Source organism: Winogradskyella psychrotolerans RS-3 (assembly GCF_000427335.1).
Lineage (GTDB): Bacteria > Bacteroidota > Bacteroidia > Flavobacteriales > Flavobacteriaceae > Winogradskyella > Winogradskyella psychrotolerans.
In genome coordinates this window covers 66758-92270 of the sequence record NZ_ATMR01000128.1, presented here as the reverse complement: position 1 = coordinate 92270, position 25513 = coordinate 66758, and the positions used below count along the sequence as shown (strand labels likewise).

Here is a 25513-nt window from a genome sequence, read left to right as displayed (position 1 = left end):
AGCATGGAAATAAAACACAATTAACACAAAATCACATTATGAAAAAGAATTTAATAATAGGATTGACACTTTTATTCGTCTTTCAAATTGCAAAGGCACAAACAGACAGTTTACAATGGTTAGATATTGAATTAGCAAATTATAACTATCCATATCCCGTTTCTAATTTAGAATTGACCATACAAGCGCAAGATTTAACGATGGCTTATATGGATGAAAAGCCTGATAATTATAATGGTAAAAACATCGTGTTATTTCACGGCAAGAATTTTAATGGTGCCTATTGGAAAACGACGATTCAAGCGTTAACTAAAGAAGGGTTCCGAGTTATTGTACCCGATCAAATTGGATTTGGAAAATCCTCTAAACCAGATCATTTTCATTATACGTTTCAGCAATTAGCACAAAACACCAAAACTTTATTAGATACTTTAAATATTGAAAAAACAGCGATTTTAGGACATTCTATGGGAGGTATGCTCGCTACGCGCTTTGCTTTAATGTATCCAGAAACTGTTGAAAAATTTGTTTTAGAAAATCCCATTGGATTAGAAGATTGGAAATTAAAAGTGCCGTATCAACCTGTAGAATGGTGGTATAAAAACGAACTCAAAAAGTCTTCTGAAGGCATTAAAAAATACCAACTAGAAAATTATTACGACAACCAATGGAAACCTGAATATGATCAGTGGGTCAACTTATTAGCTGGCTGGACATTAAATTCAGATTATAAAACCATAGCTTGGAATGCGGCATTAACCTATGACATGATTTTTACACAACCTGTTGTTTACGAATTTAAAAATATTACGGCACCAACACTTTTAATTATTGGAACCAGAGATCGAACAGCCTTGGGCAAAGGACTTGTTTCAGAGGACGTAAAAAAGACCATGGGATTATATGATGAATTAGGCAAAGCAACTCAAAAGAAAATCCCTAATGCCACATTAGTTGAAATAGAAAACGTTGGACATTTGCCTCACATAGAAAAGTTTGAAAGTTTTATAAAACCATTAATTGATTTTTTAAAACAATAATGATTTTTTAAATTGAATAAGGAAATTGTCTCGGAAGAATAATAACTATCAAAATTCTATTATGACAGTCTTCCTCTTAAAGAAAACCTCTACAATTAATAATATATTGAAGTATGAAAAATTTAATTCTAAATGATGGTCATACCATTCCGATTATCGGTTTTGGAACCTTTAAAGCTAAAGAGCAAGAAGGAATTGAATCTGTTAAACATGCCCTCTTAAACGGTTATAGATTAATAGACACCGCTGCCGCTTATAACAATGAAGAAGCCGTAGGAAAAGGCATTAAAGCGAGTGGAGTTCCTAGAGAGGAAATTTTTGTGACAACCAAATTATGGCGAGACAACTTGGGTTATGACATGGCTAAAGAAGAATTTGAAAAATCTTTGAAGAAACTGGGCTTAGATTATATAGACTTGTATCTTATTCATTGGCCAGCAAATGCTAAGAATTATGAGAATTGGGAAAAAGCCAATGCCGAGGCTTGGAGAGCTATGGAAGAACTTCAAGCTGAAGGAAAAATAAAATCTATAGGTGTCAGTAATTTTTTTGAAGAACATCTTGAAGCTTTATCTAAAACTGCTAAGGTAAAACCAGCCGTTAATCAAATAGAGTTTCATCCAGGTTACTGGCAAGAAGATTTAGTTAATTATTGCAAAAAACAACATATTGTTGTTGAATCGTGGTCCCCTTTAGCAAGAGGAAAGGTTTTTGAAAATGAAGTCTTAGAAGACATTGCAAAAGCACACAACACTACAGTTGCTAAAGTTTGCCTTCGTTGGATTATTCAGCACGATGTGATTGTAATTCCGAAATCAACCACCAAAACGCGTATTGAAGAGAATATAAATTTAGATGACTTTGAATTATCTAATAAAGAGATGGAATCAATAAATGGGCTACCTGAATTTGGATTTAGTGGAGAACATCCACAGTTTTGGCCAGACAGAATCTAAATTCTAACTACAAGCCTTTTTAAAAGCGAAAACGCTGATAGAAACAGCGCTTGCATTTTACAAATGATGGTACAAGCTACATCACAAGAACTTGTACCATCGTAAAAAACTTAGAACACTATTATAGTAGTGCATAAAAATAGTTATGATTAAATCACTTCACCATAAAGATCAAAGTCTTCAGCTTCTGTAACTTTAATTGTTGCAAACTCACCTGTCTTTAAATACGTTTTAGTAGCATCAATGCGCACTTCATTATCAACATCTGGCGAATCAAATTCTGTACGTCCTACAAAATAATTCCCTTCTTTACGGTCAATAACCACTCTAAATTCTTGTCCTATTTTGGCTTGATTCAATTCCCAAGAGATTTGAGATTGCATTTCCATAATCTCGTTAACGCGCTCCATTTTTACCTCTTCAGGAACATCATCTTCTAAATTATAAGCGTGTGTATTTTCTTCATGAGAATATGTAAAACAGCCTAAACGTTCAAAACGCATTTCTGAAACCCATTGTTTAAGTTCTTGAAAATGTGCTTCTGTTTCACCAGGATATCCAACAATAAGTGTTGTTCTAATCGTCATTTCAGGAACAATAGCTCTGAAGTCGTGAATCAATTTAGTCGTCTTTTCTTTGGTCGTTCCGCGGCGCATAGATTTTAATAAATCATCAGAAATATGTTGTAACGGAATATCTAAATAGTTACAAATTTTAGGTTCGCGCTTCATAATGTCTAAAACATCCATCGGGAAACCTGTTGGAAATGCATAATGCAAGCGAATCCACTCGATACCTTCAACCTTTACGAGGTTTTCTAATAACTCAGCTAGGTTTCGTTTTTTATAAATATCTAAACCGTAATAGGTTAAATCTTGAGCAATAAGAATCAGTTCTTTAACACCATTTGCTGCTAACTTTTCTGCTTCAATCACTAAGTTTTCAATAGGCGTACTTTTATGCTTTCCTCTCATTAGGGGAATCGCACAAAAACTACAAGGTCGGTCACAACCTTCAGCAATTTTAAGATAGGCATAATTCTTTGGAGTTGTTGTTAAACGTTCCCCAATCAATTCATGCTTATAATCTGCACCTAATGCTTTTAATAAGCCAGGTAACTCGGTAGTTCCGAAATACTGATCTACATTTGGAATTTCTTTTTCTAAGTCTGGCTTGTAACGTTCACTTAAACAGCCTGTTACAAAGACTTTATCAACTTCTCCATCTTCCTTTTTTTGCATGTACTCCAAAATGGTGTTCACACTTTCCTCCTTAGCATTATTAATAAAACCACAGGTATTAATAACTACAACATTTCCTTCTTGCTCATGGACGACGTCCTTTCCGCTTGCTTTAAGTTGTCCCATTAACACTTCGCTATCGTAAACATTTTTACTACAACCTAGTGTAATGACGTTGATTCTATTCTTTTTTGTGCTCTTAGTTCTCATGCTTTTTGTAAATCAGTTTGCAAAGATACGGAATGATTTACTATAATTGATTTCTGAGTCGTGAGATTAAACTTTTTCCTATTTCTAAAGTCCTATTTAAAACCAAATTATGAAACCAAACCATTTCTGCATTTTAGTATTAGGTCTATTATTTTGTTTTTCGTGTTCATCGGAAGATGATTCCACACCAAATGAACCAGAACCTGAAGCCGTTTATTTTCCTCCTATAAATTCAGATAATTGGGAAACTACAGCCATTTCAGAATTAAATTGGAATGAAAGTGAGCTTCAACCCTTATTAGATTTCTTGGAAGAGAAGCACTCCAAAAGTTTTATAATTCTTCATAATGGTAAAATTGTAGAAGAACATTATTTTAATGCTCATGACAATTCTACACTATGGTATTGGGCGAGTGCCGGAAAAACATTAACAACAGCACTTGCCGGAATTGCACAAGAACATGAACTTATTAATATAGATAATAAAGTCTCGGACTATTTAGGAACTGGCTGGACGAGTGCTCCTTTGGAAAAAGAAAACCTAATCACTTGCGAACATTTATTATCCATGACTTCTGGTTTGGATGATACTTTAGGTGACGATGTGTCTCCTAGTAATTTACAATATATGGCAGATGCTGGGAGTCGTTGGGCTTATCACAATGTATATGTAAAACTACAAGATGTTGTTGCAGAGGCAAGCCATACAACCTGGAACAATTATTTTAACACCAATCTTAGAGACAAAATAGGAATGACAGGGAATTGGATTGATATTGGTAACCTAAGTGTTTATGCAAGTACGACGAGAAGTATGGCACGATTTGGTTTATTAAGCTACGCGAATGGCAAATGGGAAGACCAGCAAATTTTAAATGAAAGCTACTTCGCTCAAGCCACAAATACATCGCAAGATATTAATTTAGCGTATGGTTATTTATGGTGGTTAAATGGTAAATCATCTTACCATTTACCACAAAGTCAGTTTGAATTTCCAGGTCAACTTATTCCAAATGCACCAAGTGATATGTATGCTGCTTTAGGTAAAAATGATCAAAAGATCTATGTAGTTCCTAGTAAAAAGCTTGTCATCGTTAGAATGGGGCAATCTGCATATGATGATAATTTTGCCCTATCTAATTTTGATAATGAGCTTTGGGTTAAAATTAATGCGCTTATCTATTAAGAAAAGACATTTAATAAACAGAAAAAGCCGAATACAATAGTGTGCTTATTGCAATCGGCTTTAAAATTATGTTATTTCTTAAATCTGTTACTACGAAAACTGAATAATCAAATAGATTTAACTTACTCTGTTTGTGTTTTTTTATTTAAAAAAAGAATCGACAAACTCATATTTATTAAATACTTGTAAATCTTCGATACCTTCTCCTACTCCAATATATTTTACAGGAATTTGAAATTGATCACTAATTCCGATAACAACGCCACCTTTTGCTGTACCGTCTAATTTGGTTACTGCTAACGATGTTACTTCGGTAGCTGCTGTAAATTGTTTGGCTTGTTCAAAAGCATTCTGACCTGTAGAACCATCTAAAACTAATAACACATCGTGAGGCGCATCACCAACAACTTTTTGCATTACACGTTTTACTTTAGTCAACTCATTCATTAAGTTCACTTTATTATGTAAACGACCTGCTGTGTCAATAATAATAACATCTGCGTTTTGATTGACACCTGACTGTAAGGCATCGAACGCTACAGAAGCAGGATCAGATCCCATTTCTTGTCGTATCATTGGCACATCTACACGATCTGCCCACACTTGTAATTGATCTATAGCTGCGGCTCTAAACGTATCTGCTGCTCCAAGAACAACGTTTAAACCTTTTTCTTAAACTGATAAGCTAATTTACCAATAGTAGTTGTTTTCCCTACGCCATTCACTCCAACTACCATAAGTACATAAGGTGTTTTAGAACCATCTGCTTGTTTTGGTAATTCTGGAATGGTATATTCTGTTTCTTCACCTGACTTAGTTTCAGATAGTAATGCTGCGATTTCTTCTCGTAGAATTTTATTCAACTCTGAAGTGCCTAAATATTTATCTTTTGCCACGCGTTCTTCAATACGCGTAATGACTTTTAATGTGGTATTTACACCAACATCACTAGTGACTAAGATTTCTTCAAGATTATCTAAAACGTCATCATCGACTTTAGATTTACCGGCAACCGCTTTATTTAATTTATTGAAGAAAGAAGATTTAGATTTTTCTAAGCCTTTATCTAAAGTTTCTTTCTTTTCGGAAGAGAATATTTTTTTAAAAAAACTCATTTTTGTAGTTAGGTTATTAATCGCACTTAGATAAGCTCAGTGTGACAGTATTATTTACAATTATTACATTGCAACAACCTTGCCTATAACAATTTACTGTTAAGATGTCAGATGTTTTTCAAATATAAACATAAAAAAACTGCTTTCAAATGAAAGCAGTTCCGTTAATCTATATATAAATAAAGATTATTTTTTGTTTAAAAAGTCATTGACAAATTCTGGTGCCATTACTGATTCTACGAACATGTATGCTCCAGTTTTTGGTGATTTCACCATTTTTATAGCTTTTGTCAAACGTTTTGCTCCTGTCTGTAAAGACGCTACTGATTTCTTTGCCATGGTATCTTATTTTATCTCTTTATGAACAGTCATACGCTTAAGGATAGGATTAAATTTCTTAATCTCCATACGATCTGGCGTGTTCTTCTTATTTTTCGTTGTAATATATCTTGAAGTTCCTGGTTGACCAGAAGTTTTGTGCTCTGTGCACTCTAAGATAACTTGTATTCTATTTCCTCTTTTTGCCATTGTAAATTGACTTAAGCGTAAACGCTATTATTTGTAAAATCCTTTTGCTTTAGCTTCTTTTAACATCGCTTCGATACCAATTTTATTGATAGTCTTTAATGCTGATGTAGAAACTTTTAATGTTACCCACTTATCTTCTTCAGGAATATAAAAACGTTTTTTGATCAAGTTTGCATCAAACTTGCGTTTCGTTTTATTCATTGCGTGAGAAACATTGTTCCCAACCATCGCTTTCTTCCCAGTAAGTTCACAAACTCTTGACATTGTTTTCTTTCTTTAGGTCTATAATTTATTATTCTGCTAACTCTTATTGTATTTAAAGGAATTCCTTCAAATTAATCTCAATAAGAATCTAAAATCCGAACATGGATATTTTAAACAGGGTGCAAATTTAGTAAAACTTTAGGTTTCAGCAAACATAAAACTCTACTTTTTCAAAAAAAATTTCTGAAGCATTTCAAAAGCCTTATTTGAAGCTCTTACAATTACCTTCTCACGTAGATTTCCGAAGTTAAAAACATCAGAGTAAACTTCATCTTTTGAAGCAATAGCAATCCAAACAGTTCCTACTTCTGCGTCTGAATCTCCTTTCAACGGTCCTGCATTACCAGTGGTACTTATAGCATAATCGCTATCAAATAATAATCTTACATTCTTAGCCATGGTCTCAGCAACTTGCTTACTCACCACAGAATATTTTTTTATATCGTCTTCTGAAACATCTAAAATTCTCACTTTAGATTCTGAAGCATACGTAACAACACCTCCTTTAAAATAAGCAGACGCTCCTGCATTTTCCGTAAATGATTTTGCAATCCTCCCTCCTGTACAGCTTTCGGCCACAGCTAAAGTACTTTTTAGTTCTGTTAATTGTTTACCAATTACCGCTTCGATAGACTCATCTTCTTCGTAACCGATGAAAACATCTTTAATTTGCGGTAACAGTAAATTAATTTGGTTGTGTAATTCTGAATCAACCATCACTTTATCAAAAGCCTTTGCAGATAACCGTATGCGTACACGACCTAAACTTGGCAAATACGCTAATTTTATAAAATCAGGTAAATGATCTTCCCATGTTGCAATTCGCTCCGCCAATGCACTTTCTCCAAGACCATAGGTTAAAAGGGTTTTGTGCATTATATATGGAAACTTAAATTTCCCTATTAACTTCGGAATGACCTGCTCTGTAATTAAAGCCTTCATCTCAAATGGCACTCCAGGCAGCGACACAAACACTTTTCCGTTTTTCTCTAACCACATACCTGGTGCTGTACCATTGTGATTCATAAGAACTGTGGCTTTAGAGGGTACTAAAGCTTGTTGTTTATTAACTTCTAAAAGCGGTGCTGCACTGTATTTTGAAAAAATCTGTTCTACATTAGTCAGAACAGCCTTATCTTCTATTAAGGTGTCATTAAAATATTCGCAAATAGTGTGTTTGGTAATATCGTCTTTCGTTGGTCCTAAACCACCCGTTATAATAATGATATCTGCATTTCCTTCAGCTTCTTTTAAAGCTTTAAGAATATGCATCTTATCATCTTGAATTGATGTAATCTGATATACTGAAATACCAAATTTATTCAACTCCTTGCCTAAAAATGCCGAATTTGTATCTACAATCTGACCAATGAGAATCTCATCGCCAATAGTAATAATTTCTGCTTGCATTTAGAGTCCGAAATTGGCTTTAATCTCATTAACAGCATTATCTACTGCGGTTAAAACCTCTATAAGTTGTTGATCTACATTTTTGTCCGATTGCTCCAACTTTCCCCAATCTTGTACTTCGATCAGCCTGTCTAGAACACCAAGCTCAAACAAATCTATAGTAGGTTTCATTTTATGAGCGGCTTGATAAACTTCTTTATAATCTTTTGCTGGTACTGCTGTTCTTAAACGTTCAGCATCTTCTGGCACTTCTTCTATAAAAGCGGCCGCTAAAGCTGCAACGAAATCTTCGTCGCCCTCAGCCATTTCTCGTACACGATGTAATTGATAATGTTGTGACATTTATTTAATTTTAATTGAAAACATTTCCACGTCCTCAAGATATCCTTTTAATTGATCTTCTGCAAAAACTTTTCCAACTCCTGCTGGTGTGCCCGTAAATATAATGTCTCCAATTTTTAAAGTGAAATATTTTGACACATATTCTATAAGTTCATCAATTTTCCAAAGCATCAGTTCTGTGTTTCCAGACTGAACAACCTCTTCATTCTTCTTTAAACTAAAATTGATATTGTTTATATTTTGAAATTTAGATTTCGGCAGCCATTTACCAATAACCGCAGCACCATCAAAGGCTTTGGCTTTTTCCCATGGTAAGCCTTTTGCTTTTAATTGCGCTTGAAGATCGCGCGCTGTAAAGTCTATTCCGAGTCCGATTTCATCATAATATTTATGTGCAAATTTCTTATCGATATGCTTCCCAACTTTATTTATTTTCACTAAAACTTCAACCTCATGATGTACATCATCCGAAAAATCTGGAATAAAAAAGGGTTGTTTCTTCAGTAAAATAGATGTGTCTGGTTTTAAAAACACAACAGGATCTGCAGGCTTTTCGTTTTTGAGTTCTTTAATGTGGTCGGTGTAGTTACGACCTATGCAGATTAGTTTCATATTTCTGTAATTCCTGCGAAGGCAGGAATCTTATTAATTTGACCTTTATTTTATATTATGGATTCCTGCCTTCGCAGGAATGACAATTAGCTTAACTTATTATTAAATTGACGAAGCTTAATAGCAGTCAAAACCTTCTTCGTATATAACGGAAAATCAGCATTTAGCAACCAACCAAAGTAGCCAGGTTCTTTATCTAAAACTTCCAAAACACGTTTCCCTTTATGCTTTCCAAATGAAAAACACTCTTCATCTTCTTTATTAAAGATTAAGAAACCTGCGAAATCTGCGAATTTTTTACGTGAACTGAACTCTGCTAAAAACTTGGTATCGTTTTCTAAATCTTCGTAACGGTCTAATTGCGCTTTTAAAACTTCGTAAGTAGCTTTTGTATCTGCTTCTGCACTGTGTGCATTACTTAAATCCTTATCGCAGTAAAATTTGTAAGCTGCGACTAATGTACGTTGTTCCATTTTATGAAATATGGTTTGTACATCTACGGATTGCGTATTCTTCATATCAAAATCTACTTCTGCTCTTAGCATTTCTTCTGCCAACAACGGAATATCGAAACGGTTAGAATTAAAGCCTCCTAAATCCGAATCCTTAATTAGATTATAGATTTCCTTAGATAATTCTTTAAACGTTGGTTTGTCAGCGACATCAGCATCCGAAATACCATGTATAGCAGTTACTTCTGCAGGAATTGGCATTTCAGGATTTACAACCCACGTTTTAGATTCTTCCTTACCATCTGGATGGACTTTAAGAATTGAAATTTCTACGATTCTATCTTTTGAAATATTTATACCTGTGGTTTCTAAATCGAAAAAACAGATAGGTTTTGTTAGATTAAGCTGCATTGTTTTTGTTTTGAGAATCAAAGATAATTAGAATAACTAGAATAGCCTTGATTGGGATGAAAAAGCTGTAATGGGATTAAGAAACTAAGCCTATAGTTTTAGTAAACTATTGAAAGCTAAATATTAATATCATAATTTATAAAAACTATGGTTGCCACTCTAAAACCTAACTTGCAACCCGTTTTAAAGCTTATTTTACATTAACCAGCGCTGTGACCTCCATAATATTAGAGATTAAAATGATAGGTTTTATACAAAAAATAAGTACTTTGACAGCTATTACTATTCTTTATCAATGAATATGCGAACATTCTTATTTGCCCTAATTATCACTTTTCAAGTATGTGGCCTTCATGCACAAAAAAAGAAAGCTCGCTCAACGGTTCTATAAACCCTGAAGATTCTGAAACCAAAATTTACTTAGACTCAGTTAAACAACTGATGATCGCTGATTACTATAAGGAGGATTACAGTTCTGTTATTCTTAAAGCAAATGACATACTTAAAGTTGCAAAGGACAATAAGCTAAATAATGAGATTAGTAAAATTCGTAGTTTCTTAGCAAATTCTTACCTCAACTTAAATGACTCTCTAAAATCACTTGAGTATGCTCGAAAAAATATTCAATTAGCTAAAAAACTAAAAAACAACACTTTATTAGTAGGTTCTCATATAGATATAGGCAATATATATTATGCCTTTGGAGAACCAGACAAAGCGATACATTATTTTAAGGAAGGAATACCATTGGCAAAAGAGGAAAATAATGATCTTGCTCTTTTCTTCCTAAATCATAACATAGCTCAAATATATTTTGATCATTATAATGATCATAAAGAAGCGAAGCCATACCTCGATACCGCAGAGATTCATATACCAAAAGACTTTAAGATAGGACGCGCTGGTCTTAAGTTATACAAAGCCGATTATGCTTATAGAGTTAACGATTATAATTTAGCTATAGACCTATACCAACAGGCTATTCTTTTATCAAAAGAAACGAATAACCTTGATGTATTAAAGAAAGCTTATAACGGTTATATTGAATGCCTTGCCTTTAAAGGTAATTACAAAAAAGCCTATGATATAGGTAAATTAAAAGACAGCCTTTTTTTAGAGCAAAGCAAATTAGAAATTAAAAAATCGGCTAACAACCTTATCACCTCTCTTAAAAATGCTAAAATACAGGAAGAACTAAAAAACGAAGCGCTTAGAAATGAATTAATAGTCGAAAAGTCAGAGACTCAGAGTAAATTATTAATCTTTAGTGCTATAGTCTCTTTTATACTTTTAAGCCTCTTACTTTACCTTCTTAAAGTGATTAAAAACAGAAGAAGATTAAACTCTGAATTAAAGAAAAAAAATCAAGAATATTTAGACGCCAAACTAGAGTCTGAAAAATTAGCAGAGGCTAAATCTCGATTTTTATCGACAATGAGTCACGAGCTACGCACACCTTTATATGGAATCATCGGCTTAAGTACTGTTCTTTATAACGACAGTAATCTTAAATCTCATAAAACAGAATTGCAATCCCTAAAGTTTTCAGCAGATTATTTACTAAATCTTGTAAACGATGTACTGACCTTAAATAAGATGGATTCTGATGAAAAAATCAAATTTGAATCAAAAGCTTTTCATCTTAAAGATTTTTTAAATAATATTAAAGAATCATTAGAATACTTAACCAGGCAAACTAATAATGATTTAGTTATAACTCTAAACCCTAATATTCCTAAATGGATCAATGGAGATCAAACCAAAATGTCTCAAGTCCTCATCAATTTATTGGGTAATGCATTAAAATTTACAACCAACGGAAAAGTAGAACTCGTGGTTAGTTTATTAGACATCAAAGAAAATAACCTAAAGCTTAAGTTTGAAGTTAAAGACAATGGACAAGGAATTCCTATAGCTGATCAGCAAAAAATCTTTGAGGAATTTGGACAACTTAAACACGAAGGTGATTTTCAAGGTTCTGGTTTAGGACTTACCATTGTTCAAAAGTTACTCATAGACATGAAGTCTAACATACAACTAGAAAGTATTGTTAACGAAGGTTCAAATTTCTTTTTCGAAATAACATTTGGAACTGCAACAAAGGAGCATACAAATAAAGAAATTCAAGACACTGTTTCAATTGCTATGCTTCGCGGAAAAAAGATATTAGTTGTAGACGACAACAGAATTAATCTTATGGTGACTAAAAAGACATTGGAAAGTCATGATATTTTAGTAGAAGTTGCTACTAATGGTCAGGAAGGTATTGATAAAATTATGCTAACAGATTACGACTTAGTATTGATGGATGTTCACATGCCTGTATTAGACGGTATAGAAGCCACTAAAAAAATCCGAGAACTTCAAAAACCCGTCATTGTTATTGCATTAACTGCTGTAACACAAGACGAACAAGATGACCGTTTTAAAAGTGCACAATTTGATGATTCCATTGTAAAACCCTATAAAGTCAATGAATTTATAAAGACACTTGCTACAAATCTTATTATTAAACCTTTATAAGTGACAGCATAAGAAAACAGGTGTTCTGAGCGCTTTAAAGAGTTGCTTGTAAAAAACAAAAAAAGCACAGTTTTAAAACTGTGCTTTTTTATTTATTATAATGTGATATCTTTTAGGTTGCAAACAACAAAACTAGTGATACTAGGTAGTAAATAATTACAGAACCTATGGTTATGAGAATAATACCTCCTATCCAATACAATATAACTTCGCCAACCTCAATAAGTGTTGCTTTTGTTTTATCATCAATTAGTTTTTTAAGATTCATTATATCTCTCTGTCAATATCCCAACCTTCTAAATAATCTTTAACAGCTTTTACAAACTGACCTCCAAGCGCTCCATTAACCACTCTGTGATCGTATGAATGTGATAAGTACATTTTAAAACGGATACCAATATAATCTCCTTCTGGACCTTCTATAACTGCAGGTGTTTTTCTAATGGCACCTAAAGCTAAAATACCCACTTGTGGTTGATTGATAATTGGTGTTCCCATGATGCTACCAAACGTACCAACATTAGTTACGGTATACGTTCCACCTTGTATATCATCTGGACTCAATTGCCCTAAACGTGCTCTATTCGCTAAATCGTTTACACGTTTTACCATGCCAAATAAATTTAACTGATCAGCATTTTTAATGACAGGTACAATTAGATTACCATCTGGTAAGGCTGCTGCCATACCAACATTAATAGCTTTCTTTTTAATGATTTTATCTCCTTGAACAGAAATATTCATCATCGGGAAATCTTTTAAAGCTTTAGTGATTGCCTCCATAAAGATTGGAGTAAAGGTTAGGTTTTCACCTTCACGCTTCATAAAGCCATCTTTAACCTTCTTTCTCCAGTTCCAAATATTAGTAACATCAGCTTCTATAAACGATTGCACGTGTGCAGACGTCTGTACTGAATCTACCATATATTTTGAAATGAGTTTCCCCATTCTAGTCATTTCAATAACCTCATCACCTCCTGGAACCGCAACAGGCTTATCTGTTTTTGGTTTTTCTTGAGCCGGAGCGATATCTTTCTTAGGAGCTTCTATTGAGTTTTTACTACGCTCAACGTCTAGCGTCTTTGTGTCTTCAGATTTCGTTGCCGAAACAGGAGTTGGCACAGAACTACGAGATTCTAAATACGCTTTAATATCGTTTTTAGTAACGCGTTCATCTTTCCCTGTACCCAAAATAGCGTCTAATTCAGCTTGAGAAATACCCTCTTGTTTTGCTATATTTTTTACTAGTGGGGAATAAAATCGATCTTCAGTAGAGACAACAGGTTCTACAGAAGCTTTTGCAGCTACAACAGTTTGTGCAACCTCTGCAACTACTTTTGGGGCTACTGGTTTGGCAGTAGGTTCAGGTTCTGCAGCAGTAGCTTTAACTTCTACGGTTTCACCACCTTCAGTTTCTATTACTGCTATAGTTTGCCCAACTTGTACAACATCATCAACGTTAAATAGTTTTTCAACTAAAACGCCATCTACTTCACTAGGCACTTCACTGTCTACTTTATCTGTAGCAATCTCTAAAACTGCTTCATCTGCTTCAATAGTATCTCCAACATCTTTAAGCCATGAGGTTATGGTTGCTTCTGCAACACTCTCTCCCATTTTAGGTAACTTAAGTTCAAACTTTGCCATATCTATAATTTGTAGGTCGTTATTTGCTAATCGCGTGCAAAATTACTAAAAAAATACATGTTTTATTGATTTTTATTCAACAAATACATTCTAAAAGTGAAGTACTTCCCCTCTATTAATAGCGCTATCACTTCCGAGGATAAATTTACTATTTTTTAAAAGAAATCTAAAACCAATATTTTCTTGCTTCGATTTTTGTTTCATATCTGCAATTACAATGCTCGCAATCAGAATTTTAAAATCGTAAACGATTAAACTGTTATTCTTAATAATATCTTGTATTGTATTTTCTATTTGGGTTGGTTTTGGTAATTGTTCTACCAAAACTGGATCAAAATCAACTGAATATAAATAGGACTGATTCGACTTTATTTCTACATCAACCGGATTCTTTCGCAAAATATGCGCCATTTTAATACCTACCCAAACCACAGCATTAAATAATAGATTCTGTTTAAAATGCTTTTTGTAGAATATTTGCATGGCTCCGTAAAACCGTTTTGCATACTTCGAATCTTTTAAGGTACTTTCTCCTTTAAAGTGAACTACAGTCGTTTCACCGAAATAGAAATTATCATATCCTGCCTTAATCACTTTATAGGATAAATCGATATCTTCTCCGTACATGAAATAAGCTTCATCAAAACCACCAACAGCTTCGTACACGTCTTTTTTTAACCACATAAAGGCTCCGACTAAAATATCTACTTTAGCTGTTTCTTCGATGCTGACATGATTAGCGTAATAATCATTAGTATTACCTAATACTTTTCTTAAGGACACTTTTGGCGTTGGTATATTACGTTTACTTTCTGGTAGAAATTTCCCTTTTCCATCAATAAGTTGACAGCCTACAATTCCGAGATTATCCTTTAATTCTGTAAAATTTAAAAGTTTAGAGAAGGTGTCTTCTGCGACAACCGTGTCTGGATTTAGAATACACAAATACTCTCCTTTTGCTTGCGCAACTCCTATATTATTACCTTTAGAAAATCCTGAATTATCCTTATTTTCAATCAATTTTACTGAAGGAAACAATTCCTTCACCATGTCACAACTATCATCAGGAGAATTGTTATCTATCACTATAATCTCGGCATCAATATCAGCAATGGCAGCTTCCACACTTCTTAGACATAATTCTAAAAAGTAGCGTACATTATAGTTTAATATGATGACAGAAAGTTTCATTTGGTAATATTCATTGTTTTTTTTAAGGACACATGGAACATCCAAAATAAAATGAGTTGAATTAAATAATATTTTGAGTTTGGATGTTTCAAAATAAGGTTATGATTTTAGAGATGCTTCAAAAGGCACACGATCAATAATACTGCGACCCAAGGTGATTTCGTCTGTATATTCTAATTCGTTTCCAGCGGCAACACCTCTTGCAATAGTTGATGTGGCAACACTATAATCTTGAATTTGCCTAAAGATATAAAAATTAGTCGTATCTCCTTCCATCGTTGGACTCATAGCGAAAATTAATTCTTTTACTTCACCTGTTTTTACTTTTTCGACTAAAGTTGTAATATTCAAATCCTGAGGTCCAATACCATCCATAGGAGATATTTTTCCACCCAAAACATGATACAAACCTTTAAAAGAACTTGTGTTTTCTACAGCCATAACATCTCTGATATCTTCAACAACACAGATTAACTCACTATTACGTTTTGGGTTTGAACATATTTCGCACAACACATTATCACTAATATTATGACACGATTTACAAAAATTAATTTCTGCTCTCACCTTCGTTAACGCATTTGCTAGTTGAAAGGTTTGATTTTCAGGTTGTCGTAGCATATGCAACACTAAACGTAAAGCCGTACGCTTACCAATACCTGGTAATTGCGACATTTCGTTAACTGCGTTTTCTAAGAGTTTTGATGAAAATTCCATAGGCGCGAAGGTAAAGATTTTTGGACATAAAAAAGGAGTTGTTTTAAAAGTCTATTTTTAAGTAAATTACCAATTATCATATAATTTTTAATAATTAATTCTGTTTAAAGGCAGTCTTATTTTTTGAAATACACTACTTTCATAAATTATACTAAAACTTTACTATCATGTCGCCAACATCAATCCTCCTTTTAATTGTATGTTACTTTGGATTGCTTATTTTAATCTCTTATTTCACAGGAAAAGAAGATTCTAATGCCGCTTTTTTTAAGGCTAACAAATCTGCTCCATGGTATTTGGTGGCTTTTGGAATGATTGGAGCATCATTGTCTGGAGTGACTTTTATCTCCGTCCCTGGTGCTATTGAAGCTAAGCAATTTGGATACCTGCAGGTTGTTTTTGGTTACTTTTTTGGGTATTTGATCATTGCTTTTGTGCTATTACCACTCTATTACAAACTCAACCTCACCTCTATTTATACCTATTTAAAAGACCGTTTTGGTATTGTCAGTTATAAAACTGGCTCTGTTGCCTTTCTTATTTCTAGAACTGTTGGAGCTTCGTTTCGCTTATTTTTAGTTGCTAAAGTTTTACAACTTTTAGTTTTTGATCTGTTTGATATTCCATTCGCAATAACCGTAATTATCACCATTGCCTTAATTTGGCTTTACACCTTTAGAGGAGGTATAAAAACTATTATTTTCACAGACACGCTTCAGACGTTATTTATGTTAGTTTCTGTTGTTGTAACGATTGTGTTTTTGGCATCTGCATTAGACTTGAATAGTATTGGAGAGGTTATCACCTATACCAAAGAAAGTAATCTCAGCAAGGTATTCTTCTTTGAAGATGGTAATGATTCTCAATATTTTTGGAAGAGCTTTTTATCTGGAATTTTTATCACCATCACCATGACGGGTTTAGACCAAGATATGATGCAAAAAAACTTAACCTGTCGTAATTTGAAAGACGCTCAGAAGAACATGGTGACCTTTAGTGTAGTTCTCATTTTTGTAAACATCCTTTTCTTAGTCCTTGGCTTGATGTTAACACAATATGCCGCTAAAAATGGAATTACAGCGTCTAAAGATGATCTTTTCCCTACAATTGCAATGCTTCCTGAAATAGGAATCGTAACCTCAGCATTCTTTTTACTCGGTTTAATTGCTGCTGCTTATTCTAGTGCAGATTCTGCTTTAACATCACTAACCACTTCATTTTGTTTCGATATTTTAGATATTGAAAACAAACCTGAAGCTAAACGACGAGGTTTAAGAAAACGTGTTCATATTGGCTTTAGTGCTGTACTCGTTCTAGTCATCTTATTATTCGATATCATTTTTACAGATGTTTCTGTAATTTGGAAACTCTTTAAAGCAGCAGGTTATACCTATGGACCGTTACTAGGATTGTTTGCTTTTGGCTTAATTACCAAATTTCAAATTAAAGATAAATTAGTGTGGATTATTGCCATTGCGGCTCCAATCCTTTCATATATCTTGAACTTATATTCTAAAGAATTATTTAATGGTCACGAAATCGGATTCGAAATATTAATCTACAATGGTCTATTAATGTTCCTAGGATTACTTCTTATAAAAAAGAAGCCTTAATATTGTCCGGTACTTAATAATACTAAGGTACAAGCCACTTCATAATCAATATTATGCTGTTCTAAAACATTATAAAATTCTGGGTTTTCTGTTCCTGGATTAAAGATAATACGTTTAGGTTTTAGCCCAATTATGTAATCATAGTAGGGTTTTTGACGTTGCGGATTAAGATACAATGTCACTGTATCTATTCCTTTGTAAGGCATTAATTCAGTATCAATAGATACATCTTCAACTTTTCCTGTTTTTAATCCAAAGGCTTTCACCTCATGATTATAACGTCTTAATCGTTTTATGGCAATATTGGAATAGCGCTCTGGTTTTAAAGATGCTCCAATAACTAATGTTGTTTTTTTCATAATGTTAAAATAATGTTAAGTAAACTTTTTAGAGTAACACAACCTAAATATAATCGTCTACTGTTAAACAAACTGTTAAATCAATCAAAAAAATTAACCAAAATTTCAATCAAAAATGAAGCATTTCTTACTAATGCTTATAATGATCTCATCAACCATTATAAGTGCACAACCCAACTCCAATTCTGACATTAAAGATGGTTCTGTCTCAGGACGTGTTATTGATGCAGAACTCAACGAACCCTTACCTTATGTAAATATCGTCATTAAAGACATGGCGAATAAAATCATTACTGGAGGTATAACTAGTGACGACGGCACTTTCGAAATTCAAAATATTCCTGAAGGAAAAGTTATTGTTTCTATTCAATTTGTAGGTTTTAAAACGATTGATAAAAACATAACAATTGGCAAAGGCAACTACAAACCCAACCTTGGCGACATTAAACTTGAAGAAGAATCTACCGGTTTAGATGAAGTCACTATAGTTGCAGATGTGTCTACAATACAACAGCGTGTGGACAGAAAAGTAATTACCATAGGTAAAGATTTACAAACTGCTGGCGCAACGGCAAGTGAGATTATGAACAACTTACCTTCTGTAAGCGTCGATCAACAGACCGGTTCTGTAAGCCTTCGTGGTAACCAAAATGTACGCGTTATGGTTGATGGAAAGTTATCTAACATCCCTGCCGATCAATTACTAAAACAGATTCCTTCAACATCAATTAAAAGTATTGAATTGATCACTAACCCTTCTGCAAAATACAATCCTGAAGGTATGAGTGGGATTATTAATATTATACTTCATAAAAACACACAAATTGGTTTTAATGGTAATATTAATTTTGGTTTATCGCACGATATTGAAGCAAAATTTAATAGCTCTATTGATGCGAATTATAGAAATGGAAAATTAAATGTTTATGGTTCTTATAGTAATAGTATTGCTAAAAACGCGAATAATGGAGCGTTTAACAGGACTGAGCAAGGGATTGAACAAAACTTTGACATTTTAAACAACAACAAATCCCATTTATTTAAAGTTGGAGTCGACTATTACTTAAATGATAAGAATACTATTTCGGTTTTCACCAATCAAAATATTTTTGATAACTGGAATACTGCAGATTCTAATATCAATTACCTGTCTAATCCGGCATTAAATGAATCGCAATTCACAAACGGAGGTAGTGATAATGATTCGCAACAATACAATGTTAATTATAAGCACGATTTTAATGAGGAAGGCCATAGTATAGAACTTGAAGCAGATTACAATACTTTTGAGGGAAATAACGAAGTAAATAATATCTTTTACAGCTCTCAACGTCCTAACTTTTTAGAAGATACAGACACAGATAGAACAAATACCACTTTAAATTTAGATTATGTCAATCCATTATCGGAAACCACTAAATTAGAATTAGGATTGCAAGCACGTTTATTTGACACTAATCTTTTTTACGAGTCTGATGCACGAGAAACCAACCAAGACGGTGACTATATTCCAACAACCACACGTTTTGATTATACTAGAGATATTTATTCTGCTTATGCAACTTATGGTGCTAAATTAGAAAAATGGAGCTACCAAATTGGATTAAGAGCAGAAACCGTAAATGTAGATTCTGAAGCTTTCAAAAAAGATTTAGCCTCTAACGACGAACTTATAATTCCTTTTGAAAACAATTATTTTGAATTATATCCATCAGCATTTTTCACCTATTCTCCTACAGATAAAAACTCGTATCAATTAAGTTATAGCAGAAGAATAGATCGTCCTGGTATTGGACAAGTAAATCCATTACCAGAATGGAACACCCCATTAATTTCACAATTTGGAAATCAAGAATTAAGACCTCAGTTTACGAATTCTATTGAAATGAATTACACCAGACAGCTTGAAAAAGGAAGCATTACCGGTGGTGTTTTTTACAGAATTATTGAAGACGAAATACAACAAGCCGTTTTAATAGACCGAGCAGATATCAATCGTTTAATTTTAACGAATTTGAATTTTGACAACACCACATCCTATGGTGTAGAATTATCATCAAATTACCGTCCTACAAAATGGTGGAGTGTTAATGCTAGTTTTGATTTGTACTCACAATCTCAAAAAAGTATTGCTGAATCGTTTGATACGGATTTGAATATCATCTTAAACACTATTGAAGTAGATAACATAGCTTGGAGTGCAAGAGCTTTCAATAGCTTTAAAGTCGATGAAAGTTTGAGTTTTTCTATTTTCGGAATGTATAGAGGGAAAAATAAAAATATTCAATTTGAAATGAGCGATATGCTCATGGTTAATTTAGGCCTTAATTATAGTTTTCTGGAAAAGAGAGCTAATTTCAGCTTAAGTTACAATGATATTTTCAACACGATGTATGCCGAATTCACGAGTGAAAGACCGTATGCACAAACCGGACGATTTAATTGGGAAAGCCAACAAATATCAGCACGTTTATCTTATCGTTTTGGTGGAGGAAAATACAGAGCAAAATCTCGTAAGCAGCGTGATAACGACGTTAAAGAAGGTGGAGGCATGTTCTAAACCCATTATTTAATAGTTAAAAAGAATGTTTATAGTTAGTGTTAATTCTTAACTATTAAATAAAGAAAACCCGAAACGCAAGTTTCGGGTTTTTGTTAAATACACGTTAAAAGTCAAAACCTGTGAAATATTATAGGACTTTTTACGTCTAGTGTAGTATAAGTTTTAAGTAATAGTAATTATAAATTAATTTTTATAATAGTGTTAGTTAAGTTGGTTAATAGCTGAAAAGCCCAGACAGATTTTTGTTTGGGCTTTTTTTAGTTTTATGAATTAAGTAAAATATGTAAATTGTTTAATTGTGTTTGCTCACGTAGACCTTTCCATCTTTCATTACAAATACAACCTGTTCTATTGTATTTATAAAATCGGTAGTTATATGTCCTTTGACCGCAATAATATCTGCTTTTGCACCAGACTTAAGAACTCCTATTTCATTTTGCTTATTTAAATTTAGTGCAGAACTATAAGTTGCCGATTGTAGAATATCTAAAGGCTTCATTCCTGCTTCAAAATAAGTACGAAACATATCTCTTGACGATTCGCCACGCGTTCCACCAATATTAGTATAGTTATCCGAACCTGCTACAATTGTCACGCCTTTTTGAATAGCCCTATCAAGTCTATTTTTCATCCTAGCTAAATAATTATCTATCCAACCTAAATCACCATCGTTATAACCTGCAAGTTCGCTATACGTTTTCATATACGCTTTACTATTTTCGGTAGGTACCAAAAACACCTTTTTATTAGCCATTAAGGTTAATGTAGAATCTGCTAATTTAAATCCATGCTCAATGCCATCTACACCTGCTTGTATGGCATTCCATGCGGATTGGTTTGTAATTGAATGCGCTACAACAGAAAGATTATACGTTTTTGCAGTTTCTACAATCGCTTTCATTTCAGCAATGGATAGGTGTGTATTATTCGGGATATTATCTGCACAAATCTTAATAACATCTACCTTTTGATTTACGTGTTCTCTAACCGCAATTTGAGCATCTTCTACTCCATTTATAATACGGTATTCTAAATCTATAAGATTTTGATGTTTTGGAGATACACCATAAACTTGACCACCTGTAGCGGCCATAATTGGTCCTGATACAAAAATACGTGGGCCATCAATAGTCCCTTCATTAATCGCATCACGCAACGCTACATCTAGAAAAAGTCCTGAATTACCTAAGTCTTTTACACTTGTAATTCCAACATCTAAATACGACTTGGCTCTTTTTGATCCTCTGAGCGCTCTAATGGCATCACTTTCCATAGTGAGCGAATGGATGCTATGTTCTGAAAAGTCTTCGGTTGCATCTTGAGAAAAAAGGACATGTGTATGCGCATCAATTAAACCTGGAAGGACAGTGTATTCAGTTAAATCAATAATTTCAGCATCATCTGGAATGGTATTAAAAGCACCAATCGATACGATTTTGTTTTCCTTAACATGAATGACTTTATCTTTTAAGAGGACATTATTTTCGCTGTCGTATAAAAAACCTGCTTTGATGTAAGTATCTTTTTGCTGCGCGAATAAACTTGAATATGAACAAAGAATTAAAAATAATAAAGAGAATAGTTTGTTCATAAAGCCTATGTTTTATTTTTTGCTGCTCTTTTTAAATCCATAAAGCACAAAACCAAATAATAAAATTCCAATAATTAACATGGCATAAGCCTTATAATTATATCCAAAATTCAAATTATCAAAATCTAAATAGGTAATTCCGAAGGTCAAAAAAATGATTGCAATAAATCCGAAAAATCCTAAACTGTTCTTCATAATTAATACTATTCGATCTTATAAAACATGATGTTTTTTAATCAATAATATTGATCTAAACTGTATGAGATCCCTTTTTTCAAAGGGATTTGTTTACCACTTCATAATCACACTTCCCCAAGTAAATCCACTACCAAAAGCAGCTAATACAACGGTATCTCCTTCTTTTATTTTACCTTCTTCCCAAGCTTCAGTTAATGCAATGGGGATAGAGGCTGCAGTTGTATTTCCGTATTTCTGTATATTATTAAACACTTGGTCGTCACTCAACTTAAACTTGCGCTGTATAAATTGTGAAATACGTAAATTCGCTTGATGTGGAATTAACATATCAATATCATCAACTTCTAGATTATTCTTCATTAAGCCCTCCATAATCACTTCGCTAAAACGAACTACAGCATTTTTAAATACAAACGGACCATTCATGTGCGGAAAATAACTTTCGTCATTAGGATCGTTATCTTCTAGAATATCACTAACCCAACGTTTCCCCATTCCTGGTGCTATTAATACTAATTCTTCTGCATGTTCTCCTTGCGAATGTAAATGTGTTGATAAAATTCCTTTTGAATTATCCTCTTCTCTTGTTAAAATGGCAGCTCCTGCTCCATCACCAAAAATAACAGAGACTCCACGACCTCTTGTTGTTTTATCTAAACCAAAAGAATGCAATTCACTACCTATAACAAGGATGTTTTTATACATTCCTGTTTTAATAAAATTATCGGCTACAGACATGGCATATACAAAACCAGAACATTGATTACGCACATCAAGAGCTCCAACCGTTTTTATATCTAAAGCATACTGTACTTGCACACCCGGACCAGGAAAATACATATCAGGACTCAAGGTTGCAAAAATAATAAAGTCGATGTCATCTTTATCAATACCTGCGCGTTCAATAGCAATTTTAGCAGCTTTCACTCCCATGGTTGCCGTAGTGTCTCCACTACCCTTTTCTACCCAACGACGCTCTTTTATACCTGTGCGTTCTTGTATCCATTCGTCATTTGTATCCATGAGTTTAGATAAATCATCATTGGTTACAACATTGTCTGGCACATATTTACCTAAGCCTATTATTTTTGAATTGTACATCGAAAATTTATTTTCGTTTCCGAAACATCGGAAAACTTATTATTTAGTTCAGCAATTTAAGATATAAGATACAATTTATTTTTATTAGAATTTACATTCGTTATGCACGCATAGTATTTATGTCACTTTGTCACATTTTAAGTCTTGGTATTTTATTTGACTATACCTAATCATTCAAATTAATTATACAAAAAACTATATATCATGACAAAAGGAAGTATTAATGTATCGGTAGAGAATATCTTTCCGTTAATTAAAAAGTTCTTATACAGCGATCACGAAATCTTTTTACGTGAACTTATTAGTAATGGTACAGATGCCACACTAAAATTAAAACACCTTACTAGTATAGGTGAATCTAAATCTGACTATGGAAATCCTATTATCGAAGTAAAGATTGATAAAGAAGGAAAAAAACTTCACATCATTGACCAAGGTTTAGGGATGACAGCCGAAGAGGTTGAAAAATACATTAACCAAGTGGCATTTTCTGGTGCTGAAGAATTCTTAGATAAATACAAAGATTCTGCAAAAGATTCAGGAATTATTGGACATTTTGGTCTTGGGTTCTACTCTGCGTTTATGGTGGCAGAAAAAGTTGAAATTATTACAAAATCGCATACTGGTGCTGATGCGGCACATTGGACTTGTGATGGGTCTCCAGAATTTACATTAGAGCCTTCTGATAAAGCAGACAGAGGAACAGAAATTATTCTTCACATTGCAGAGGATTCTACTGAGTTTTTAGAAGACAATAGAATTAGTGAACTACTTAATAAGTACAATAAGTTTATGCCTATTCCAATTAAATTTGGAACTCAAGAAGTAAACGATCCAGAATTTACTCCTGCAACGACTACAGATGCTGAAGGTAAAGAAACAACTGAGCCACACAAACAAATTACGGTTGATAACATCATCAATAATCCTAATCCGGCTTGGACAAAACAACCAACGGAATTAGAAGATGAAGATTATAAAAGCTTCTACAGAGAATTGTATCCAATGCAATTTGAAGAGCCTTTATTCAACATTCACCTTAATGTAGATTATCCGTTCAACTTAACAGGAATCTTGTATTTCCCTAAGATGACGAACGATATGAACATGCAAAAGGATAAGATTCAATTATACCAAAACCAAGTTTATGTAACGGATAATGTTGAAGGAATTGTTCCTGAATTCTTAACGATGTTACGTGGTGTTATTGACTCTCCAGATATTCCATTAAACGTATCACGTTCGTATTTACAAGCGGATGGAGCTGTGAAGAAAATTTCATCTTACATCACTCGTAAAGTAGCAGATAAATTGAAAGCATTATTCAACGCGAATCGTGAAGATTTTGAAGCAAAATGGGATGATATTAAAATCGTAATCGAATACGGAATGTTATCTGAAGAGAAATTCTTCGAAAAAGCTGATGCTTTTGCCTTATACCCAACAGTTGATGGTAAATTTTATACGTATGAAGAGCTTTTCAACAAAACAAAAGCAACTCAAACGGATAAAGATGGTAAGTTAGTTATTCTTTACGCTTCAAATAAAGACCAACAACACAGTTATATTGAAGCTGCAAAGGCTAAAGGTTATGAAGTGTTAATTTTAGATTCTCCTATTGTACCGCATTTAATTCAGAAGTTAGAATCTACTAAAGAAAATGTTTCTTTTGCTAGAGTTGATGGTGATCATATTGATAATTTAATCAAGAAAGACGAAACTGCAATTTCTAAATTATCAGAAGAGCAACAAACAGAATTAGATACCATCTTAAAAGAAGTAATACCTTCTGAAAAGTTCGCTGTACAGTTGGAAGCTATGGATAGCGATTCATCTCCATTTATTATTACGCAACCAGAATTTATGCGTCGTATGAAAGAGATGCAACAGACTGGTGGCGGCGGAATGCAGATGTTTGGTAATATGCCAGAGATGTACAATCTTATCGTAAACACCAACTCTCCTTTGGTTAGTGAAATTTTAGAAACTAAAACCAAAAAGAAACAAGAACGTTTAATTACGCAAAGTTTAGATTTAGCACGTTTATCTCAAGGCCTTTTAAAAGGAGAAGAGTTAACGAACTTTATTAAGCGTAGTTATGAATTATTAAAGTAAGTAGATTTTTGTCTCATATTTTTTTTTAAATATGGATAACAAAAACGTGCTTTCAAAAATAATCAGCGTAGCTATATGATTAAATAGATTAAAGACCGCTTCGCTTTTAGAGCCAAGAGTCAAGACCA

23 protein-coding genes and 1 pseudogene are annotated in these 25513 nt (G+C 33.4%); 7 read left to right on the top strand and 17 right to left on the bottom strand.

The window, feature by feature from the left end:
- Positions 1-38: 38 nt before the first annotated feature.
- Together ADIWIN_RS13660 and ADIWIN_RS13655 are read left to right on the top strand one after the other, a co-directional pair.
- Positions 39-1040, top strand: a complete 1002-nt coding sequence (locus tag ADIWIN_RS13660) for an alpha/beta fold hydrolase (protein WP_040757419.1) — start codon at positions 39-41, stop codon at positions 1038-1040.
- Between the two features lie 113 nt (positions 1041-1153).
- Positions 1154-1996, top strand: a complete 843-nt coding sequence (locus tag ADIWIN_RS13655; protein ID WP_020896729.1) for an aldo/keto reductase — start codon at positions 1154-1156, stop codon at positions 1994-1996.
- A gap of 149 nt (positions 1997-2145) precedes the next feature.
- On the opposite strand, the gene rimO is transcribed toward ADIWIN_RS13655, so the two are convergent.
- On the bottom strand, positions 2146-3447 hold the full coding sequence (rimO, locus tag ADIWIN_RS13650; protein ID WP_020896728.1) for a 30S ribosomal protein S12 methylthiotransferase RimO: 1302 nt from the start codon (positions 3445-3447) through the stop codon (positions 2146-2148).
- A gap of 109 nt (positions 3448-3556) precedes the next feature.
- On the opposite strand from rimO, the gene ADIWIN_RS13645 reads away from it, so the two are divergent.
- On the top strand, positions 3557-4633 hold the full coding sequence (locus tag ADIWIN_RS13645) for a serine hydrolase domain-containing protein (RefSeq protein ID WP_020896727.1): 1077 nt from the start codon (positions 3557-3559) through the stop codon (positions 4631-4633).
- A 141-nt stretch (positions 4634-4774) separates the two neighbouring features.
- Here ADIWIN_RS13645 and ftsY read toward each other — a convergent pair.
- The 8 genes and pseudogenes from ftsY to ADIWIN_RS13610 form a co-directional block, all read right to left on the bottom strand.
- Positions 4775-5748 (bottom strand): annotated as a pseudogene (gene ftsY / locus ADIWIN_RS13640) (signal recognition particle-docking protein FtsY).
- Positions 5749-5934: 186 nt separating this feature from the next.
- A complete protein-coding gene (locus tag ADIWIN_RS20120; protein ID WP_020896724.1) occupies positions 5935-6087 on the bottom strand; it encodes a DUF4295 domain-containing protein in 153 nt (50 codons plus the stop codon).
- 6 nt (positions 6088-6093) lie between these two features.
- Positions 6094-6276, bottom strand: coding sequence for a 50S ribosomal protein L33 (gene rpmG / locus ADIWIN_RS13635; protein ID WP_020896723.1), 183 nt, complete (start codon positions 6274-6276; stop codon positions 6094-6096).
- Positions 6277-6303: 27 nt separating this feature from the next.
- Entirely contained in the window at positions 6304-6540 is a 237-nt protein-coding gene (gene rpmB, locus ADIWIN_RS13630) for a 50S ribosomal protein L28 (protein WP_040757375.1), read from the bottom strand.
- Between the two features lie 162 nt (positions 6541-6702).
- Positions 6703-7950 carry a competence/damage-inducible protein A gene (locus ADIWIN_RS13625; RefSeq protein ID WP_020896721.1) on the bottom strand — a complete coding sequence of 416 codons (1248 nt, stop codon included), beginning with the start codon at positions 7948-7950 and terminating at the stop codon, positions 6703-6705.
- A complete protein-coding gene (locus tag ADIWIN_RS13620) occupies positions 7951-8292 on the bottom strand; it encodes an Hpt domain-containing protein (RefSeq protein ID WP_020896720.1) in 342 nt (113 codons plus the stop codon). It lies immediately after the preceding gene.
- The gene (locus ADIWIN_RS13615; RefSeq protein WP_020896719.1) at positions 8293-8904 is read right to left on the bottom strand and encodes a fumarylacetoacetate hydrolase family protein; all 612 of its coding nucleotides are present in this window, start codon (positions 8902-8904) and stop codon (positions 8293-8295) included.
- A gap of 86 nt (positions 8905-8990) precedes the next feature.
- Positions 8991-9767 carry a 3'-5' exonuclease gene (locus ADIWIN_RS13610; RefSeq protein WP_020896718.1) on the bottom strand — a complete coding sequence of 259 codons (777 nt, stop codon included), beginning with the start codon at positions 9765-9767 and terminating at the stop codon, positions 8991-8993.
- Positions 9768-10109: 342 nt separating this feature from the next.
- Here ADIWIN_RS13610 and ADIWIN_RS13605 point away from each other — a divergent pair, with 342 nt between their 5' ends.
- Complete coding sequence (locus tag ADIWIN_RS13605; protein WP_040757373.1) at positions 10110-12290, top strand: tetratricopeptide repeat-containing hybrid sensor histidine kinase/response regulator; 2181 nt, start codon at positions 10110-10112, stop codon at positions 12288-12290.
- Positions 12291-12402: 112 nt separating this feature from the next.
- Here ADIWIN_RS13605 and ADIWIN_RS20585 read toward each other — a convergent pair whose 3' ends face one another.
- The 4 genes from ADIWIN_RS20585 to recR form a co-directional block, all read right to left on the bottom strand.
- Complete coding sequence (locus ADIWIN_RS20585) at positions 12403-12558, bottom strand: hypothetical protein (protein WP_020896716.1); 156 nt, start codon at positions 12556-12558, stop codon at positions 12403-12405.
- Positions 12558-13937: a dihydrolipoamide acetyltransferase family protein gene (locus tag ADIWIN_RS13600; RefSeq protein ID WP_040757372.1), complete on the bottom strand. Its 1380-nt coding sequence runs from the start codon at positions 13935-13937 to the stop codon at positions 12558-12560. The genes ADIWIN_RS20585 and ADIWIN_RS13600 overlap by 1 nt, the downstream gene beginning before the upstream one ends.
- 90 nt (positions 13938-14027) lie before the next feature.
- Positions 14028-15128: a glycosyltransferase family 2 protein gene (locus ADIWIN_RS13595; protein ID WP_040757417.1), complete on the bottom strand. Its 1101-nt coding sequence runs from the start codon at positions 15126-15128 to the stop codon at positions 14028-14030.
- A gap of 99 nt (positions 15129-15227) precedes the next feature.
- Entirely contained in the window at positions 15228-15845 is a 618-nt protein-coding gene (recR, locus tag ADIWIN_RS13590) for a recombination mediator RecR (RefSeq protein WP_020896713.1), read from the bottom strand.
- 167 nt (positions 15846-16012) lie between these two features.
- Between recR and ADIWIN_RS13585 the strand changes: the two genes are divergently transcribed.
- Positions 16013-17458: a sodium:solute symporter gene (locus tag ADIWIN_RS13585; protein ID WP_020896712.1), complete on the top strand. Its 1446-nt coding sequence runs from the start codon at positions 16013-16015 to the stop codon at positions 17456-17458.
- On the opposite strand, the gene ADIWIN_RS13580 is transcribed toward ADIWIN_RS13585, so the two are convergent.
- Positions 17455-17817, bottom strand: a complete 363-nt coding sequence (locus tag ADIWIN_RS13580; RefSeq protein ID WP_020896711.1) for a CoA-binding protein — start codon at positions 17815-17817, stop codon at positions 17455-17457. The two genes, ADIWIN_RS13585 and ADIWIN_RS13580, sit on opposite strands and share 4 nt — an antisense overlap.
- A 115-nt stretch (positions 17818-17932) precedes the next feature.
- Between ADIWIN_RS13580 and ADIWIN_RS13575 the strand changes: the two genes are divergently transcribed.
- Positions 17933-20377, top strand: a complete 2445-nt coding sequence (locus ADIWIN_RS13575) for a TonB-dependent receptor (protein WP_040757369.1) — start codon at positions 17933-17935, stop codon at positions 20375-20377.
- Positions 20378-20672: 295 nt separating this feature from the next.
- Here the strand turns inward: ADIWIN_RS13575 and ADIWIN_RS13570 are convergent, their stop codons facing one another.
- The 3 genes from ADIWIN_RS13570 to ADIWIN_RS13560 all read right to left on the bottom strand — a co-directional run bounded on the left by ADIWIN_RS13570 (position 20673) and on the right by ADIWIN_RS13560 (position 23270).
- Positions 20673-21971 carry an amidohydrolase family protein gene (locus ADIWIN_RS13570; protein ID WP_020896709.1) on the bottom strand — a complete coding sequence of 433 codons (1299 nt, stop codon included), beginning with the start codon at positions 21969-21971 and terminating at the stop codon, positions 20673-20675.
- Between the two features lie 12 nt (positions 21972-21983).
- Entirely contained in the window at positions 21984-22166 is a 183-nt protein-coding gene (locus tag ADIWIN_RS13565) for a hypothetical protein (protein WP_020896708.1), read from the bottom strand.
- Positions 22167-22259: 93 nt separating this feature from the next.
- Complete coding sequence (locus tag ADIWIN_RS13560; RefSeq protein ID WP_020896707.1) at positions 22260-23270, bottom strand: 3-oxoacyl-ACP synthase III family protein; 1011 nt, start codon at positions 23268-23270, stop codon at positions 22260-22262.
- Between the two features lie 204 nt (positions 23271-23474).
- Between ADIWIN_RS13560 and htpG the strand changes: the two genes are divergently transcribed.
- Complete coding sequence (htpG, locus tag ADIWIN_RS13555; RefSeq protein ID WP_020896706.1) at positions 23475-25385, top strand: molecular chaperone HtpG; 1911 nt, start codon at positions 23475-23477, stop codon at positions 25383-25385.
- The last annotated feature ends 128 nt before the right edge of the window (positions 25386-25513 follow it).

Excerpts from the sequence above, each read along its gene's own strand:
- ADIWIN_RS13660 (WP_040757419.1), top strand. The coding sequence starts at position 39 with ATGAAAAAGAATTTAATAATAGGATTGACACTTTTATTCGTCTTTCAA.
- ADIWIN_RS13655 (WP_020896729.1), top strand. The coding sequence starts at position 1,154 with ATGAAAAATTTAATTCTAAATGATGGTCATACCATTCCGATTATCGGT.
- rimO (WP_020896728.1), bottom strand. The coding sequence starts at position 3,447 with ATGAGAACTAAGAGCACAAAAAAGAATAGAATCAACGTCATTACACTA.
- ADIWIN_RS13645 (WP_020896727.1), top strand. The coding sequence starts at position 3,557 with ATGAAACCAAACCATTTCTGCATTTTAGTATTAGGTCTATTATTTTGT.
- ADIWIN_RS20120 (WP_020896724.1), bottom strand. The coding sequence starts at position 6,087 with ATGGCAAAGAAATCAGTAGCGTCTTTACAGACAGGAGCAAAACGTTTG.
- rpmG (WP_020896723.1), bottom strand. The coding sequence starts at position 6,276 with ATGGCAAAAAGAGGAAATAGAATACAAGTTATCTTAGAGTGCACAGAG.
- rpmB (WP_040757375.1), bottom strand. The coding sequence starts at position 6,540 with ATGTCAAGAGTTTGTGAACTTACTGGGAAGAAAGCGATGGTTGGGAAC.
- ADIWIN_RS13625 (WP_020896721.1), bottom strand. The coding sequence starts at position 7,950 with ATGCAAGCAGAAATTATTACTATTGGCGATGAGATTCTCATTGGTCAG.
- ADIWIN_RS13620 (WP_020896720.1), bottom strand. The coding sequence starts at position 8,292 with ATGTCACAACATTATCAATTACATCGTGTACGAGAAATGGCTGAGGGC.
- ADIWIN_RS13615 (WP_020896719.1), bottom strand. The coding sequence starts at position 8,904 with ATGAAACTAATCTGCATAGGTCGTAACTACACCGACCACATTAAAGAA.
- ADIWIN_RS13610 (WP_020896718.1), bottom strand. The coding sequence starts at position 9,767 with ATGCAGCTTAATCTAACAAAACCTATCTGTTTTTTCGATTTAGAAACC.
- ADIWIN_RS13605 (WP_040757373.1), top strand. The coding sequence starts at position 10,110 with ATGTGGCCTTCATGCACAAAAAAAGAAAGCTCGCTCAACGGTTCTATA.
- ADIWIN_RS20585 (WP_020896716.1), bottom strand. The coding sequence starts at position 12,558 with ATGAATCTTAAAAAACTAATTGATGATAAAACAAAAGCAACACTTATT.
- ADIWIN_RS13600 (WP_040757372.1), bottom strand. The coding sequence starts at position 13,937 with ATGGCAAAGTTTGAACTTAAGTTACCTAAAATGGGAGAGAGTGTTGCA.
- ADIWIN_RS13595 (WP_040757417.1), bottom strand. The coding sequence starts at position 15,128 with ATGAAACTTTCTGTCATCATATTAAACTATAATGTACGCTACTTTTTA.
- recR (WP_020896713.1), bottom strand. The coding sequence starts at position 15,845 with ATGGAATTTTCATCAAAACTCTTAGAAAACGCAGTTAACGAAATGTCG.
- ADIWIN_RS13585 (WP_020896712.1), top strand. The coding sequence starts at position 16,013 with ATGTCGCCAACATCAATCCTCCTTTTAATTGTATGTTACTTTGGATTG.
- ADIWIN_RS13580 (WP_020896711.1), bottom strand. The coding sequence starts at position 17,817 with ATGAAAAAAACAACATTAGTTATTGGAGCATCTTTAAAACCAGAGCGC.
- ADIWIN_RS13575 (WP_040757369.1), top strand. The coding sequence starts at position 17,933 with ATGAAGCATTTCTTACTAATGCTTATAATGATCTCATCAACCATTATA.
- ADIWIN_RS13570 (WP_020896709.1), bottom strand. The coding sequence starts at position 21,971 with ATGAACAAACTATTCTCTTTATTATTTTTAATTCTTTGTTCATATTCA.
- ADIWIN_RS13565 (WP_020896708.1), bottom strand. The coding sequence starts at position 22,166 with ATGAAGAACAGTTTAGGATTTTTCGGATTTATTGCAATCATTTTTTTG.
- ADIWIN_RS13560 (WP_020896707.1), bottom strand. The coding sequence starts at position 23,270 with ATGTACAATTCAAAAATAATAGGCTTAGGTAAATATGTGCCAGACAAT.
- htpG (WP_020896706.1), top strand. The coding sequence starts at position 23,475 with ATGACAAAAGGAAGTATTAATGTATCGGTAGAGAATATCTTTCCGTTA.